Origin of the sequence: Cupriavidus sp. 2KB_3 (assembly GCF_052115685.1) — a bacterium.
In the GTDB taxonomy this organism is placed as follows: domain Bacteria; phylum Pseudomonadota; class Gammaproteobacteria; order Burkholderiales; family Burkholderiaceae; genus Cupriavidus; species Cupriavidus campinensis.
Window position 1 is genome coordinate 172,472 of record NZ_JBFRHD010000006.1, and the last position, 15,954, is coordinate 188,425.

At 69.4% G+C, this 15,954-nt stretch carries 15 protein-coding genes and 1 pseudogene; 7 read left to right on the forward strand and 9 right to left on the reverse strand.

Annotated elements, in window-relative coordinates; all coding sequences use genetic code 11:
- Positions 1–46: 46 nt before the first annotated feature.
- On the reverse strand, positions 47–964 hold the full coding sequence (locus AB4120_RS08300) for a LysR family transcriptional regulator (RefSeq protein WP_149138733.1): 918 nt from the start codon (positions 962–964) through the stop codon (positions 47–49).
- A 105-nt stretch (positions 965–1,069) separates the two neighbouring features.
- Here AB4120_RS08300 and AB4120_RS08305 point away from each other — a divergent pair, with 105 nt between their 5' ends.
- Positions 1,070–2,059, forward strand: a complete 990-nt coding sequence (locus AB4120_RS08305) for a zinc-dependent alcohol dehydrogenase family protein (protein ID WP_149138734.1) — start codon at positions 1,070–1,072, stop codon at positions 2,057–2,059.
- Here AB4120_RS08305 and AB4120_RS08310 read toward each other — a convergent pair.
- The gene (locus AB4120_RS08310) at positions 2,056–2,949 is read right to left on the reverse strand and encodes a LysR family transcriptional regulator (RefSeq protein ID WP_149138735.1); all 894 of its coding nucleotides are present in this window, start codon (positions 2,947–2,949) and stop codon (positions 2,056–2,058) included. The two genes, AB4120_RS08305 and AB4120_RS08310, sit on opposite strands and share 4 nt — an antisense overlap.
- Positions 2,950–3,049: 100 nt before the next feature.
- Between AB4120_RS08310 and AB4120_RS08315 the strand changes: the two genes are divergently transcribed.
- The 3 genes from AB4120_RS08315 (at position 3,050) to AB4120_RS08325 (ending at position 5,487) form a co-directional block, all read left to right on the forward strand.
- Complete coding sequence (locus AB4120_RS08315) at positions 3,050–3,736, forward strand: RraA family protein (RefSeq protein ID WP_149138736.1); 687 nt, start codon at positions 3,050–3,052, stop codon at positions 3,734–3,736.
- A 62-nt stretch (positions 3,737–3,798) separates the two neighbouring features.
- Positions 3,799–4,821, forward strand: a complete 1,023-nt coding sequence (locus AB4120_RS08320; protein ID WP_149138737.1) for a Bug family tripartite tricarboxylate transporter substrate binding protein — start codon at positions 3,799–3,801, stop codon at positions 4,819–4,821.
- Between the two features lie 18 nt (positions 4,822–4,839).
- Entirely contained in the window at positions 4,840–5,487 is a 648-nt protein-coding gene (locus AB4120_RS08325) for a 4-carboxy-4-hydroxy-2-oxoadipate aldolase/oxaloacetate decarboxylase (protein ID WP_149138738.1), read from the forward strand.
- 3 nt (positions 5,488–5,490) lie between these two features.
- Here AB4120_RS08325 and AB4120_RS08330 read toward each other — a convergent pair whose 3' ends face one another.
- The gene (locus AB4120_RS08330; protein ID WP_441642137.1) at positions 5,491–6,300 is read right to left on the reverse strand and encodes an SDR family NAD(P)-dependent oxidoreductase; all 810 of its coding nucleotides are present in this window, start codon (positions 6,298–6,300) and stop codon (positions 5,491–5,493) included.
- Positions 6,301–6,447: 147 nt separating this feature from the next.
- Between AB4120_RS08330 and AB4120_RS08335 the strand changes: the two genes are divergently transcribed.
- On the forward strand, positions 6,448–7,389 hold the full coding sequence (locus AB4120_RS08335) for a GlxA family transcriptional regulator (RefSeq protein WP_149138740.1): 942 nt from the start codon (positions 6,448–6,450) through the stop codon (positions 7,387–7,389).
- Positions 7,390–7,431: 42 nt separating this feature from the next.
- Here the strand turns inward: AB4120_RS08335 and AB4120_RS08340 are convergent.
- The 3 genes and pseudogenes from AB4120_RS08340 to AB4120_RS08350 all read right to left on the reverse strand — a co-directional run.
- Positions 7,432–8,229: pseudogene (locus AB4120_RS08340) on the reverse strand (YoaK family protein); the annotation flags it as partial.
- Between the two features lie 132 nt (positions 8,230–8,361).
- Complete coding sequence (locus AB4120_RS08345; RefSeq protein ID WP_149138742.1) at positions 8,362–8,799, reverse strand: nuclear transport factor 2 family protein; 438 nt, start codon at positions 8,797–8,799, stop codon at positions 8,362–8,364.
- A gap of 104 nt (positions 8,800–8,903) precedes the next feature.
- Positions 8,904–10,109: an NnrS family protein gene (locus tag AB4120_RS08350; protein WP_149138743.1), complete on the reverse strand. Its 1,206-nt coding sequence runs from the start codon at positions 10,107–10,109 to the stop codon at positions 8,904–8,906.
- A gap of 396 nt (positions 10,110–10,505) precedes the next feature.
- On the opposite strand from AB4120_RS08350, the gene AB4120_RS08355 reads away from it, so the two are divergent.
- Positions 10,506–12,092, forward strand: coding sequence for a methyl-accepting chemotaxis protein (locus AB4120_RS08355; RefSeq protein ID WP_149138744.1), 1,587 nt, complete (start codon positions 10,506–10,508; stop codon positions 12,090–12,092).
- Between the two features lie 45 nt (positions 12,093–12,137).
- Here the strand turns inward: AB4120_RS08355 and AB4120_RS08360 are convergent, their stop codons facing one another.
- On the reverse strand, positions 12,138–13,772 hold the full coding sequence (locus AB4120_RS08360; RefSeq protein WP_149138745.1) for a hypothetical protein: 1,635 nt from the start codon (positions 13,770–13,772) through the stop codon (positions 12,138–12,140).
- Positions 13,773–13,963: 191 nt separating this feature from the next.
- On the opposite strand from AB4120_RS08360, the gene blaOXA reads away from it, so the two are divergent.
- Entirely contained in the window at positions 13,964–14,851 is an 888-nt protein-coding gene (gene blaOXA / locus AB4120_RS08365; RefSeq protein WP_149138746.1) for an OXA-1206 family carbapenem-hydrolyzing class D beta-lactamase, read from the forward strand.
- 26 nt (positions 14,852–14,877) lie between these two features.
- On the opposite strand, the gene fliR is transcribed toward blaOXA, so the two are convergent.
- Positions 14,878–15,663 (reverse strand): flagellar biosynthetic protein FliR, encoded by a 786-nt coding sequence (gene fliR, locus AB4120_RS08370; RefSeq protein WP_144200009.1) that lies wholly within the window; start codon positions 15,661–15,663, stop codon positions 14,878–14,880.
- 12 nt (positions 15,664–15,675) lie between these two features.
- Positions 15,676–15,945, reverse strand: a complete 270-nt coding sequence (fliQ, locus tag AB4120_RS08375; RefSeq protein WP_149138747.1) for a flagellar biosynthesis protein FliQ — start codon at positions 15,943–15,945, stop codon at positions 15,676–15,678.
- Positions 15,946–15,954 lie beyond the last annotated feature (9 nt).

Here is a 15,954-nt window from a genome sequence, read left to right on the forward strand (position 1 = left end):
GCTGCACTTGAACCTCTAATAAAGTCTGGCCGATGTCATCGTGGTTTCACGCCATCATGCGCGGCAGTTCGGCGGCCAGCGCATCCACGGCGACGCGCACCTTGCGCGGCAGATGGGGCGTGTGCGGCATGTGGGGCCACAGCGCGTAGGCATCGTAGGGAAAGCCGGGGCGCTGAGGCAGCAGGCGGACCAGCGTTCCCGCCTGAATCCGATCCCGCACCAGCCAGTACGGCAGCCACGCCAGGCCGAGGCCCATCGCGGCGGCGTCCGCGAGGGCGTCGAGATCGTCCATCCGCACCGTGTGGGCGGGCAGGACCGGCACCGGCGTGCCATCGTCGCCCGGCAACTGCCACGGGCGGATGCGCCCCGAGCGCCGGTAGACCACGGCGCGATGCTGCGCGAGGTCATCGATCCCGAGCGGCGTGCCGGCCTCCGCCAGATAGCCGGGCGACGCGCACACAATCATGATCTGCCGTGCCACGCGGCGGGCCACCACGCCGGCCTTGTCGTCCGGCTCTCCGGTGCGGATGGCCAGGTCGAAGCCATCTTCGATCAAGTCCGAGAAACGGTCGCTGAAGGACAGGTCGAGTTCGAGCCCGGGATATTGCCGCGTCAGCGCCAGCAGCACCGGCGCCACGCAGCGCCGGCCGAAGTGCACCGGCACGGCCACGCGCAGCCGGCCGCGCGGTGCGGCCTGCTGGTCGGCATGATCGGCGGCCAGGGCGTCAGCGGCCTCCGCCTCCGCCAACACCACGCGACAGCGGTCGTAATACTCGCGGCCGAACTCGGTCAGGCTCTGGCGCCGCGTGGTGCGGGTAATCAGCCGCACGCCCAGGCGTTCCTCAAGAAACCGTACATGCTTGCCGACCATCGGTCCCGATAGCTCGAGCGCATCGGCGGCCGCCGAGAAGGAGCCGAGATCCACCGCCTTCACAAACACGGCCATGCTCGTCAGTCGGTCCATATTGGAAACTCCTGGTTATCAGTGTTCTGGAAAACCGGCCATTTATCGCGGATAGGCGGCCTGTCATAGTGTATTCGTTCCCAATCAAGACGAATGAGGCGAGTGATGGCACGCGTAATCCGTTTCCATGAACGCGGCGGCCCGGAGGTGCTCCGGATCGAGGACATCGAGGTGCCCCCGCCCGCGCGCGGCGAGGTGCAGATCCGGGTCAAGGCGCTCGGGCTGAACCGGGCCGAGGCGCTGATGCGCGCCGGTACCTATATAGAGACGCCGCCGCTGCCGTCCGGGCTGGGGCTTGAGGCGGCGGGGATCATTGCGGCGGCGGGGGAGGGCGTGAGCGAGGTGGCAGTCGGGGACGCGGTCAGCGTGATCCCGCCAATCTCGATGGCGCGCTGGCCGACCTACGGGGAAATCATCACGATGCCGGCCGCAGCAGTGGTCCGCCATCCCGAGACACAGGGCTGGGCCCAAGCCGCCGCCCTGTGGATGCCATACCTCACCGCCTACGGCGCGCTGATCGACATCGCCGGGCTGGGCCGGGGGGACTTCGTCGTGGTGACGGCCGCCTCGAGCAGCGTGGGCCTGGCCGCCATCCAGATCGCCAACCGCGTCGGTGCCACGCCGATTGCCGTCACGCGCCGCGCCGCCAAGGGCGAGGCGCTGCGGGCGCAGGGCGCCGCCCACGTCGTGGCATCGGAGGAAGAGGATCTGGCCGCGCGCATCGACGCCATCACCGGGGGCCAGGGCGCGCGCGTGGTGTTCGATCCGATCGGCGGCCCGCTGTTCACGCCGCTCACCGCCGCCATGGCGCCGGGCGGCATCCTGATCGAATACGGCGGGCTGGACCCCGCGCCCACGCCGTTTCCCCTGCCCGCCGTCCTCGGCAAGCGGCTGACGCTGCGCGGCTACCTCGTTCACGAGGTGACCGGCGACCCCGCAAAGCTGGCGGCGGCCAAGACGTTCATCCTCGACGGCGTACGCGATGGGTCGCTGGCGCCGGTCATCGCGCGCACCTTCGCCTTCGACGACATCGTCGACGCGCACCGCTACCTGGAGTCCAACGCCCAGTTCGGCAAGATTGTCGTGATGGTCTAGGCGGGCCGGCTGGCGGCGAGCGCGGCCACGAAGGCGTCGATCACCGGGCTCGGTGTCCCGGCGCGGGTCACGGCCACCAGCGTGGCGCGCACGCGGAGATCGTCGATCGGCACGAAGGCGACGTCGGTGCGGTTCGGCGCCGCCACCGACGCCCCTACCAGCGTGAAGCCGAGCCCGGCTGCCACCAGCCCCAGCGCGGTATGGATCTCGATGGCCTCATGTCCTGGCGTGGGATGGGCGCCGGCGTCGCGCAGTGCCGTCACCATATGGCTGGCGAACCCGCTCTGCGGGTCTTTCGGGTACTGGATCAGCGGCAGCGCGTCCAGCTCGCGCGCGGCAATGGCGCGGCGCTGCGCCAGCGGGCTCTGCAACGGCACGGCGGCCACGAAGGGGTCTTCGAACAGCGTGGTGTAGTGCAGGTCGGCAGGCCGCTCGAATTCGCCCACATAGCGCGAGATGCCCACGTCGATACGCCCGCGCCGCAGTTGTGCCGGCTGATGCTCGGACAGCAGTTCGAGTGGATCCAAGTGCACATCCGGATGCTGTTCCCGAAAGCGCTGCACCGCTGCCGGCAGGATCGAGAAGATGGCCGAACGCGTAAAGCCGATGCCGAGCCAGCCCAGGTTGCCGGCGGCGATGGCGCGCGCCTCCTCGTCCAGCCGGCGCATCTGCGAGAGCAGGTCCTTGGCGCGCGGATAGAGAAACTGGCCGGTGGCGGTCAGCGTCATCGGGCGGCGGGAGCGGTCGAACACGGGCGCGCCGAGCAGGGATTCCAGCTGCCCCAGCTGCATGCTGATGGCCGTGGGCGCCACGAACAGCCGGTTGGCGGCTTCCGCCGCGCTGCCCGCATCGACCACCTCGCAAAAATAGCGCAGCTGCCGTAAGTTCATTTTTATTGAGGTCGAGTCCATTTTTCGATGTTTGATCTCGATAGGACTTTACTTGAAACTGCGTGCATCCGTAGAGAAAAGCAGCAGGAGACGCAGCACGATGAGCGACACCCCCGACACCTCCCAACCCGGCCAGGCCGACTGGCTGGCCCGTGCCCGCCAGCTCTCGACCGCCGAGATCTCGGATGCCCTCGACTATTTCCGCCTGCCCGGCAGCGCGCTGGGCATCCAGCACATCGCCGGCCAGCCGCAGGTGTTCGGCCCGGCCTTCACCGTGGCCTTCGTGCCGGTGGACCTGGCCACGCCCGGCACCGTGGGCGATTTCCTCGATGACATTCCGCAGGGCGCGGTGGCCGTGCTGGACAACGCGGGCCGCGTGGACTGCACGGTCTGGGGCGGCATCATGAGCCGGCTGGCGGCGCATCGCGGGGTGGGCGGCACGGTGATCCACGGCGTCTGCCGGGACACCTCCGAGGCCGACGCGGCCGGCTATCCGCTCTATGCGCGCGGCCGCTTCATGCGCACCGGCAAGGACCGCGTGCAGGTGCAGGCCGTGGAGCAGCCGGTCAGCCTGGGCGACGTGCGCGTGGCCAGCGGCGACTTCATCGTGGCGGACCCGGACGGCGTGGTGGTGGTGCCGCAGGCCCGCGCGCAGGAGGTGTTCGAACGCGCGCTGCGCACGCGTGACGTGGAGGACCAGATTCTCGGCGCCGCGCTGGAAGGCATGGCGCTGCGCGACGCCCGTCGCCAGTTCGGCTATCACACGCTGCAACGCGCCGGCCACTGAGCCCGGCGTGGCGAAGGGGCTGCCCGGCCCCTCGCTCACTATAAATAGAGATGGAGACAGACATGGCATTCCCCTCCCCGCAGACCAATGGGCGCCGGCGCGCGGCGTACGGATTCGCGCTGGCCGCGACCTTTGCTGCCGCCTTCGCCGGCGTGCAATCCACCGCCCTCGCCGCTGCCGATACCCCCGCCTACCCCTGCACCACGCTGCGCGTCGTCTCGCCCTACCCGCCGGGCGGCACCACGGACATCCTCGCGCGCATCGTCGCGCCCGGCTTGTCGAAGCGCCTTGGCGTGCCGGTGATCGTGGACAACCGGGGCGGCGCCAGCAGCAATATCGGCACCGAGTTCGTGGGCCGCGCCAAGGGCGATGGCTGCACGGCGCTGCTCGGCAACAACACCGGCATCGTCATCAATCGCAGCCTGTACAAGCTCAAGCTGGACCCCACCCGCGCGCTGGCCCCGGTGGGCGAGGTGGCGTCCGTGCCGCTGGTGCTCTACGTCAACACGGCGCTGCCGGCCAGCAACGTCGGGCAACTGGTGGATCTGGTCAAGGCGTCGCCGGGCAAGTACAGCTACGCCTCGGGCGGCAGCGGCAGCCCGCAGCATCTCGCGGGCGAACTGCTGAAGCTGGAGCGCCATCTGGACCTGATCCACGTGCCGTATCGCGGCCAGGGGCCGGCGCTGAGCGATGTGCTGGCGGGGCAGGTGCCGATTGCCTTCGAGACCACCACGGCGCTGGCGCCGCAGCTCAAGTCCGGCCGCGTGCGGCCACTGGCCACCACGGGCGCGAAGCGCGCCCGCGCGCTGCCTGACCTGCCGACCATGCAGGAGGCCGGCTTCCCGGGCTTCGTGATCGAGAACTGGTACGGCCTGTTTGTGCCCGCGGAGACGCCCGCGCCGCTGGTGCAGCGCCTGAGCGACGACCTCAACGCCGTGCTCGGCGAGCCGGACGTCGCCGCCAAGCTGGCCGAGATGGGCTCGGGCGATGTGCGCGGCACGCCGGCCCAGTTCCGCGCCTCTATCGGCAAGGAACTGCCGTACTGGGAATCCCTGGTCAAGCGCTCCGGCGCGACCGTTGACTGACATCCATCGCCGCTCACCATGACAATTTCGATCACCGCCGCCCAGCTGGACCAGCTCAAGCGCCTGGGCACCGCCACGATTCACGAGGCACAGGGCCAGCGGGGCGCCGTGGACCCGCGCATCGCGCCGCTGGACCCGTCCATGCGGCTGGCCGGCCCGGCGCTGACCGTGGACATCCGCCCCGGCGACAACCTGATGATTCACTACGCGCTGACCAAGGCGCGCCCGGGCGATGTGCTCGTCGTGGACGCCAAGGCGTTCGTCGATGCCGGCCCGTGGGGCGATGTGCTGACCTTCGCGGCGCAGCAGATCGGCATCGCCGGGCTGGTCATCGACGGGGCGGTGCGCGATGCCTCGCAAATCGTCGAGATGGGCTTCGCGGTGTTCTGCCGGGGCCTCAGCATTCGCGGCACCAACAAGCACCAGCCGGGCAAGCTGAACCTGCCGCTGGTCCTGGGCGGGGCGGTGGTGCGGCCCGGTGACATCGTGGTGGGAGACCGCGATGGCCTCGTCATCGTGGCAGCGGACGAGGTGCCCGAGGTCATCGCCGCCAGCGCGGCGCGCGAGCAGAAGGAGGCGCAGATGCGCGAGCGGCTGGCCCAGGGCGCGACCATGGTCGAGCTGCTGGGCCTGCGAGAGACGCTTGATTCGCTTGGGCTGCGCTAGCCGTTACCCCGCTGTGGCGTAACGCGGGGCCGGCTCGTTGCGGGACAGCTGGCCCATCATCGACTGGCGCGCGCTTTCATAGGCCTGCCACGTCTCGATGGCGTGCAGCGACGGGATCGTGACCAGCTCGCCCTGGTCGAAGCCGGCCAGCGCCGCATCCACCATGGCCGCCGCCGGCATCACGATGGCGGGGTCGAGGTGCTCTACCGGCAGGCCGCCAATCGCCCAGAAATCGGTCGCCGTGGCGCCCGGCAGCACCGCCTGCACGCGCACGCCCTGGTCCTTCAGCTCGTGATGGAGCGACTGGCTGAGCGCCAGCACGTACGCCTTGCTCGCCCCATAGACCCCGTTGAGGATCTCCGGCGCCACCGCCACGATCGACGCGATATTGATGATCGACCCCTGCCCGCGTGCCACGAAGCCCGGCACGGCGGCGTAGGTGAGGCGCGTCAGGGCGGTCACGTTCAGGTCAACCATCCGCGTCATGTTGGCCACATCGCTCTCCAGCAGCGGCGTGTGCGTGCCGACGCCGGCGTTGTTCACCAGCAGCGTGATGCTGGCGTCCTGGCGCAGCTTGTCTTCCACCGTCGCCAGCGAGGCGCGGTCGTTCAGGTCCGCCACCAGCACTTCCACTTCGCGGCGCGTCTCGTCCGTGATGCGCGCGGCCAGCGCGTTCAGCTTCTCGCGGTTGCGGGCCACCAGGATCAGGTTGTAGCCGCGCCGCGCCAGCCGCTCCGCGTAGAGCGCGCCAATGCCGGTGGAAGCGCCCGTGATCAGGGCCGTGCCGAGGGGAGGGGTCGGGATGATTGCCATGGTGATGCTCCTGTTGAATCGGTTCGTGTTGTCGGATCGGATTCGTCGAATCCATGGATGCCATCGTAGGGACGTTTGACGATGGCCGAAATGACGTTTATGGTACGGATTCAGGACATGACCCCACGGCGGGTAGCGGAGTGATCAATGCATCGCATCGGATTTCTGTTGCTGGATGGCTTCCAGGTGATGGCGCTGGCCACGCAGAGCGTGTTCGAGTACGCCAACATGGTGGCGGGCGAGCCGTTCTACGCCATCGACAACTACTCGGTGGAAGGCGGGCCGGTGGCCTCCTCGCTGGGCATGCATGTGGAGACGCGCGCCGCCGGCCCGCGCACGGCGGTGGATACGTGGATCATCGTCGGCGTGGGGGACCCGGTGGCCACGCCGACGCCGGCGGCGCATCTGGACTTCGTGCGCCGCGCGGCGCCGCGCGCACGGCGGGCGGCGTCGATATGCACCGGCGCCTTCGTGCTGGCCGAGGCGGGGCTGTTGGCAGGCCGGCGCGCCACCACGCACTGGGCGTACGCGCGGGCGATGCAGCAGCAGCACCCGGACATCCGCGTGGAGGACGACCGCATCTATATCGTCGATGGCCCGATCTGGACCTCGGCGGGCATGACGGCCGGATTTGACCTCGCGCTGGCGCTGGTCGAGAAGGATCTTGGCGCGGACGCGGCGCGGTCCCTCGCGCACAAGCTGGTGATGGTGCAGCGGCGCGCGGGCGGGCAGTCGCAGCACTCGGAGCTGCTGGACATGGCGCCGAAGTCAGACCGCATCCAGCGCGCCATCGACCACGCGCGCAAGCACCTGAACCAGCCGCTGACGGTGGAGGAACTCGCGCAGACGGTGCACCTGAGCCCGCGCCAGTTCAGCCGGATCTTTACGGCGGAGACCGGGCAATCGCCGGCCAAGGCGATCGAAAGCCTGCGGCTGGAAGCGGCGCGGCTGATGATCGAACAGAGCCGCCACCCGCTGGACGTGGTGGCGCGCGAAACCGGCTTCCGGGACCGCCGGCATATGCGTGAGGCCTTCGTGCGCGGTTTCGGCCTGCCGCCGCAGGCGGTGCGGCGCGCGGCGCGCGCTTAGGGTGGCTGACGGGCCTGCGGGCGGGTGGTTCGCCTAGCGCCGGCGGCCCCAGCGGCGGCTGCGCCGCGCCAGCCGCCGCGCGCGCATCAGGAGAAAGAGACGCGGCAGCACGTCGTCAAGCACCGGCACCAGCGCCACCAGCAGCAGCAACGCCGCCAGCGGAATCGTGGCCGCGTAGCCGATGCCGTTGAACGCCAGCGCCCCCACCACGCCACCGCCGAAGAACAGTCCCACCAGCAGGGAGAGCATGCGCAGCTTGGTGTGGTTGGCTGTGACGGGCCGCCGGTTGCCCAGCGGCGGCGCCCAGTTCCAGTAGCACAGCTTGCCCAGTTCGATGCCGATGTCCGTGACCATGCCGGTGACGTGCGTGGTGCGGATCTCGGCATTGGAAACCTTGGTGATCATCGCGTTCTGCAGGCCCATCATGAAGCACAGCAACATCACCGTGGCCGGCACGAACAGCCACTGTTTCAGGCCCAGTTGCGCGCCCATCAGCCCGAAGCAGAGCAGCAGGCCGGCTTCCAGCACCAGCGGCAGCGCGTATTCGCTGCGCAGGCTGTTGCGCCGGGCCCAGTTGATGGTGATGGCGGAGCAGGCCGCGCCAAGCAGGAAGGAGAGGAAGGCGCCCAGGCCCTGGAGCAGCAGGGCGATGTTGCCGAGTACAAGATCGTCGGCCATCGCCGAGACGATGCCGGACATATGCGAGGTGTACTGCTTGACCGCGAGGAACCCGCCCGCATTGGCCGCGCCCGCCACGAAGCACAGGAAACCGGCCAGTTGCCGGTTGGCGTGGGCAGTGCGCTGGCGTGCCGTGAGACTGCGCAGATAGGTGATAGGCATAGCCAACCTCGCGGGAACATCGACCGGAAAAGCCGTCATCATACGATGCGCTCCAATGAAAATGCCTCCCGAAGGAGGCATTCAAAACATAGGACGTCATATAACGTCCGGGAGGGGAGGCAGCGCTCGACCTCAGGCCTTGACCGCCTGCCGCGCCAGCAGCTTCCAGGCGCCGCCCTGCTTTTGCCAGACCTGGAGCACTTTCAGGTTCACCGTGCCGGGCTTGCCGCTGTCCAGCGTCTCGCCAGACAGCGTGTGGCGGATCACGGCCACGTCGCCCGAGACGGACACGGTCTGGTCGGTGATGGCGATCGACACGAAATCGGACTTCTTCTCGAGCAGGTCGCCGATGAAGCTGGCCTTGGTGTCGAGGCGGCCGCCCGAATGGCCATAGGTCAGCGACTCGGCAACCAGCGCGGAAAGCGCGGCCTGGTCGGGATCGACCATGGCGACGCGGAGCTTTTCGGCGGAGGTGGTGACGGACTGCACGTCCGCGGACTGGGCCATGGCAGGCACGCTGGCCGATGCAAACAACACGGCGGCGCCAAGGGCTGCGGCGAATTTGAACATCGATGTCTCCCGTTTTTTGTTGGAGGAACGGTGATGGATTGGCTGGGGCGTCGGGTGACATCCCAGTTGTCGGTCATCGTATCACGTCCGTCGGGAGCCTCAAATCAGCCGTCCCTGCCGTCGACGCGCACCCGCAACAGGTAGGGCGTGTATTTGACGAGGTAGCACAGGAACGCCGCCGCCCAGAGCGCGCCGGCCCCGGCCACCGCCTGCGCCTTGAGCGCGGGCAGCCAGACCGGCAGCGCCACCCGGACCAGCGCGGACAGCACGATGCAAGCGTACGCCAAGTGTTCCAGATGGCCGGTTTCCAGCCGCCGGCCGGTATGGCCGAGCGCGGTGCGGGTGATCATGGCCATGATGGCGCAGCCAATCACGCCCACGGTCAGCGCGTGGAGCGCGGTGGAGCGGTCCAGCCAGCCCAGCGCGGCGCCGGCTATCAGCAGGAAGCCAATCGGCAGGAAGGCATAGGCCAGGTGGAGGATGGCGACGATGGGCTTGCGCCAGGTGCGCAGGGGGTCCCAGCCGGCCAGCCGGATGCCATGCGCCGCCGCCGCGCCGAGCGCCAGCAGCGTGGTGGCCAGCGGCGACACCATCGAAGCATGAGCCGCGACGGCGAGCAGGGTCAGCGCGATGACGGCGCGCTCCACGGTCGCCACCCGGCGGATGCGCACGCCGGGCACGCCGTTGGCGGTGAACATCGGAATCACCCGGCCGCCGATCACCGTGACGAAGACGATGACCAGCCCGGTGGCCGCATCGGCCATCTGAAATGCCAGCCCGGGATGGCCGCTGGCCACGGCGAGGTCGAAGGCAAGGTTCAGCGCGCCCAGCGCCCCCAGTGCGATGGCGAGGCCCATGTTGCGCTGGTTCCTGGCCCGGCGCAGCAGGCGATAGAAGCTGAAGCTGCACAGCGGCAGGAACGCCACATCCACGGCGATGGCCGCCCAGGCCGGCCCGGCCCACATCAGGATGCGTGCCGCCAGCCACGTGCCGGCCAGCGTGGCCAGCCAGGTGCCCTGCGGGGTTTGCAGGCCCGTCCAGTTCTTGCCGGCGGTGAACAGGAAGCCCACCACCACCGCCGCCGCGAAGCCGAACACCATCTCGTGCGCGTGCCAGGCCATGGTGCCCATCCACGGCTGCGCGGCGGGCTGCCACCAGCCGAGGTAGAGCGCCACCCAGGCCGGCACGGCCAGCGCGCCAAAGGCCGCGGCAAGCAGATAGAAGGGGCGGAAGCCGAGTGCGAAGACGGGCAGTCCGCGATAGCCGGCGTCGGGACGGGAGGGGGAGGAGATCGGCAGCAGGACGGACATCGTTGCTCGCTTGAATACGCGGCCGAACGCCGCGATGGCTCGATTCTATAAAACATGCATAACAGATGCAACTTTAAAATGGACACTATCCGGAGGCGGCGTTGCACCGAAAACCGGCGGCCTCATCACTTCGCCCGGGTTAACCATTCCCTCCTTGCGGGTAGCCCTACTCCAGTAGGGGTAAAGCTTTCCACGGCCTGCCGTTAGCCCACGCACTAGACAGAGCACGGCGCGTACGCGCGCCAAATCGCGAGCGCGCCAGCAAGGGCAGAGTCAGTCATATCGCGATGTGCCAGCGAGTGGGGAACGGGCTCTCAGCGATTCGGCCGTCACGCGTGTGCGTGACGCGCAATCCGGCATGCCTGCGGGCAAGCCTTCGGGAAAAGGGGGATCACCGTGAGCTTTCGCAATCTTTCTATCAAGACCAAGCTCGTGGCCGGCTTTGGCATGCTGGCGCTGGTCGTGCTGCTGGTGTCGGGGCTGTCGCTGTACGCGCTGCACCGTGCCACCAGCGGCTTCAAGTCCTATGTCGATGGCCTCAACGCGCGTGCCGAGGTGGCCGCTCAAGTGCGCTCCGCCGTGGACCGCCGCGCGATTGCCGCGCGCAACCTGGTGCTGGTGACGACGCAGGCAGACCTCGATCTGGAGAAGGCCGAGGTGCTGCGCGCGCATGACGACTTGGCGGCGCGCATGACCAGGCTCAGGGAGATGGTGTCGCGCGAAGGCGTCAGCGAAACCGCGCGCGGCCTCGTCGCCGGCATGGCCGCCGTGGAGGCGCGCTACGGCCCGGTGGCGACAGCCATCGTCGGCCTTGCGCTGGACAAGAAGCAGGAAGCGGCCATCGCCAGGATGAATGCGGAGTGCCGTCCGCTGCTGGCCGAACTGGTCAAGGCCACCGACGCCTACGCCACCTTCACGCACGAGCGCCAGCAGGAGATGGTGGCCGCGCTGGAGGCCGACTACGGCACGCAGCGCAACCTGCTGATCGTGGTCTCGCTGGCCGCCGTGGTGTTCGGGCTGATGGGCGGCCTGCTGCTGACGCGCGCCATCACCGGCCCGATCCAGCGCGCCGTGAACGTGGCGCGCACCGTGGCGCGGGGCGAACTGGGCATGCACATCGAGGTGAATTCGGACGACGAGACCGGCCGCCTGCTGGGCGCGCTGCGCGACATGAACGACCGCCTGACCGAAACCGTGGCGCGCGTGCGGCAGGGCAGCGCCAGCATCGTCGATGCCACGGGCGAGATCGCCAACGGCAACGCGGACCTGTCCGCGCGCACCGAGGAGCAGGCGGCGTCACTGGAGCAGACCGCCGCCAGCATGGAGGAACTGACCGCCACGGTGCGCCACAACACCGAGAACGCCCGCCAGGCCAGCGAACTGGCCCGCAACGCTGCCACCGTGGCGCAAGAGGGCAGCGGCACGGTGGGCCGCGTGGTGGACACCATGAACGGCATCAGCGCCAGTTCGGCCAAGATTGCCGATATCACCGGCATCATCGAGGGCATCGCCTTCCAGACCAACATCCTGGCGCTCAACGCGGCCGTGGAAGCGGCGCGCGCCGGGGAGCAGGGGCGCGGCTTCGCGGTGGTGGCCAGCGAGGTGCGCGGGCTGGCGCAGCGTTCCTCGAGCGCGGCCAAGGAGATCAAGGAGCTGATCGAGGCCTCCGTGGCGCAGGTGAGCGAAGGTGCCTTGCTGGCTGGGGAAGCTGGCAAGACGATGGGCGAGGTGACCCAGGCGGTAGCCCGCGTGACGGGCATCGTCAACGAGATCGCGGCGGCGTCCGCCGAACAGAACCGGGGCATCGAGCAGGTCAACCAGGCCATCGTGCAGATCGACCAGGTTACCCAGCAGAACGCCACCCTCGTGCACGAGGCCGCCACGGCGTCCCGCTCGCTTGACGAACAGGGCCGCATGCTCAACGAGGCGGTGGCGTTCTTCCGCCTGCCGGGCCGGGCGGGGCCGGCGATGTGGCCGACATGACCAATGCGCCGCGCCGCCGTGCGCTGCCGGTGGGGGCGGTTCAGTTCAGCGGCTAAGGCGCGGGCGGCGCATGGCTTCCGCCGCCGCCGCCCGTAACTCCGGCGGAAACGCGCGCAGCCCGGCGCGGAAGAAGCCGCGCTCGGCGGGCCTGAGCGCGCCGATCTGCTGCGCCAGCCGCTCCATCGCGGTATAGGCGATGGCCGTGGCGCCCTGCTCGTGGGTGAGGTACCAGGCCGATTCCATCAGCAGGTTGGCGAGCTGGAGCGCGTTGTAGCGCACGTGGCCGGCGTCGTGCTCCTCCAGCGCGAAGGCGGCCACCGACGACCAGCGCACGAAGCCCTTGGCCGGCGCGAACGGGGCGTGGAAGGGGCGCAGGGCGTCGATGGCGGCGGCCACGGTGAGGGGCCGCTGGCTGCGGAACGCGGCAACGCTGTCGGGGGCCTCCCCATCGGCGGTGCCGCGTGCCACGCGCAGCAGGAAGATCGTGTTCCAGGCCGAGCCGCCGCCCACGCCAAAGCGGTCGCAGATCCATTCGGACAGGCCCAGCCAGCGCATGGCCTGCCGCTGCACGTCGCCGGCGGCCAGCGCGCGCCCTTCATCGACCAGCCCGTGCTGCCAGAACAGCCACAGCGACCAGCCGATATTGGCGGCGGCGTGCTGCACCGCATCGACCGAATCGGCCTCGTAGCCGGCCTGCAGCGCGCCGGAGAATGCCTGGAGGGCGTCGCGCGCGGCGGCGTGGCGATCCACCTTGCCGGGTTTGGCCTTGGGGTCGTCCGGCCGCAGCGCCAGACTCTTGCGCACCAGCGCCCCCAGGTTCAGCGTTTCGAAGCGCACGCGCGGGTTGTAGCGCACCACCGGGCGCAGCTCGGCATCGGCATTGAGCCGCGCCAGCTCGCCCTGTGCGGTGTCGAGGTCGCCGCGCGCGTAGTGTTCCCACGCGCGCACCACGTGGCCCATCGCCGCGAAGGTGGGCAGGGCCGCGCTGACGCCGCCCCGCGCCACCACGCGGTGGAAGCGGCGCAGCGCGGCGCGGCTCTGGTCGAGGCGGTCGCTGCGGCGCCACGCCAGGCTCTCCTTGAGCAGCGACAGCGCCTGCTGGAAGTCATCCGCCGCGCTGCGCTGGGCGGCGCGGAACAACTCGGCCACGCCGGCATCGAGCGTGCCCGGCACGCCGTCCTGCGCGCCGCGCATGGCCTGGGTGAGGTGGCTCCAGAACGCCATGTCGCGCATCACGTAGCCGAGGCCATCGTCGGCGGCAGGCGGCGCAGCATCAGCGCTATCGGCAGTGGGCTGCCCGAGCCAGCGCGCCACGGCGGCGGCGCCCAGCGCCTTGCCGCCGGCGGCGAAGCGCAGGCGGCGCGCGCTGGCGGGTGGCATCCAGAACGGGCCCCGGCTGCGCCGGGCCGGGCTGAGGTGGTCGATGGGCGCCGAGGGGTCGCCGCCCCAGCCCACCGGTACGCCCCAGCGCGTGAAATCGGCAAACGCGCGCGACACCATCATCCGCACATCGGCGGCCTCCGCAAAGCGGGCGCGCACAGCGGCGGCGGGCAGGTCTTCATGGTCGCGCGCGGTGGCCAGCCAGATGCGTGCCAGCAGCCAGACGGACTGGTAGCGCGCGGGCTGGCCGTTCACGCGGTATGGCGGGGACAGGTCGATATGGACGAGCGGGGCGGGCATGGGGGGCTGAGGGACGACCAGGGGCGCGATGGGGGGCGGAATCGGGGGGCGGAATCGTGCCCGCCATGTTACGCGTGTTACACCCGGCCGGGTTGGCGCCCCGGCGATCAGCGCCTATGCTCCGCACCACGATCCGGGCCTGGATTGTCATCCCATGACATTTCGATCTTCCCCTCAGAAAGGTGCAGAACATGCCAAACAGATTTCCCAGCCTTGCCCGCCGTCTTTGCCTTGGCGCGCTGTCCGCCGCCCTGATGCTTGCCGCCCCGGTCCACGCACAGGCGGCCAAGGCCGCGCAGCGTGACACGCAGCAGGAAACCCCGCTCGACCTCGACCTCAAGCCGCTTTTCGACGCGGCCGGCACGCAGGGCACGATGCTGATCTACGACGTGGGCGCCGCGCGCCTGTACGCCTACAACCCGGCGCGCGCCCGCGTGGCCTACTCGCCGGCCTCCACTTTCAAGATCTTCAATTCGCTGATCGGGCTGGAGACCGGCGCCGTGGCGGACGTGGACAACGACAAGATCCCCTGGGACGGCAAGGTCTGGACCCACCACGGCAAGCCGATCCTGCCGGCGGTGTGCAATGCCGATGTGTCGCTGCGGCTGGCACTGAAGAACTCGTGCGTGCCGGCCTACCAGGCGCTGGCGCGGCGTGTGGGGTCCGAGCAGTACCGCCGCTTCCTCGGCGCGGCCCACTTCGGCAATGCGGACGTGAGCGGCCCGGTGGACCAGTTCTGGCTCAACAACCACCTGAAGATCACCACCTACCAGCAGATCGACTTCATGCGGGCCGTGGTGGCGCGCACGCTGCCGGGCATCTCGGCGCGCAGCTACGACGCGTTGGATGACATCCTGACCATCGAGCAGACCCCGGCGTACACGCTGCGGGCCAAGACCGGCTGGTCCGCGCGGGAGGGTGTCGATGTGGGCTGGTGGGTTGGCTCGGTCACGCGCGGGGAGGACCGCTATGTCTTCGCCATGAACATGGACATGCCGAAGATGGAGCAGGGGCCGAAGCGGCTCGAGATCGGCCGCGCCGCGCTGCGGCAGGCTGGCGCGCTGCCGCAGGCGAACTAGCGGGAGGGCGGCGCCCCTTCAGGTACCTAGGGCGCCAGCTGGTCGAGGACGGCGCCCATGGTGGCCAGGCCGGCCTCGACCATGTGCTGCATGTAGGCGCCCATCTGCGGCATGACCAGGGTCAGCACCAGCATGCCGCCGAGCAGCGTCACCGGGAAGCCCACCGCGAAGATCGAGAGCTGCGGCGAGGCGCGGTTCAGGATACCCATCGCCAGGTTCAGCGTGAGCAGCGTGGCGATCATCGGCAGCGAGAGCAGGGTGCCGGCCGAGAACACCATCGACCCGGCCTTGGCCACCGCGCCCCAGCCGTGGCCGGAGAGCGGCGTGCCGGCGATGGGCAGCGCGGTGAAGCTTTCCACCAGCACGGCCAGCATCATCAGGTGGCCGTCCAGGACGATGAACAGCAGCATCGCCACAATGTTCAGGAAGCGCGACAGCACCATGGTCTGCCCGCCCGACGAGCGGTCGTAGAACGAGGCGAACGAGAGACCCATCTGCAGGCCGATCACCTCGCCGGCGGTCTGCACCGCCGCGAAGACCAGCCGCATGGTGAAGCCCATGGCCACGCCGATGCCCACCTCGTTGAGGATGATCAGGAAACCGTCGAACGAATAGACCGTGGCGCTCGGGATATTGCCGAGCGTGGGTGAGACGATGACCGACAGCGCGCCGGCCAGCAGCACCTTGGCGCGGCGCGGAATCGTCGATTCACTGAACAGCGGCGCGGTGGCGATCAGCCCAAGCAGGCGGAACATCGGCCACAGGAAGGCGGCGATCCAGCCGTAGAGCTGGGCCGTGGAGACGTCGATCACGGCAGGCGGGCGTCAGTGCGCCAGCGCGGGAATGCCCTGGAACACCTCGCGCATGTAGTCGACGAAGGTGTTGATCATCCACGGGCCAACCAGCACCATCGTCACGAACAGGGCGACCAGCTTCGGGATGAACGTCAGGGTCATTTCGTTGATCTGGGTGGCGGCCTGGAACAGGCTCACCACCAGACCGGCCGCCAGCGCCACCAGCAGCAGCGGGGCGGACAGCATCAGGGTCATCTTCATCGCCTGCGTGGCGATGGTCATGACTGTTTCGGGCGTCATGGCAGGCTC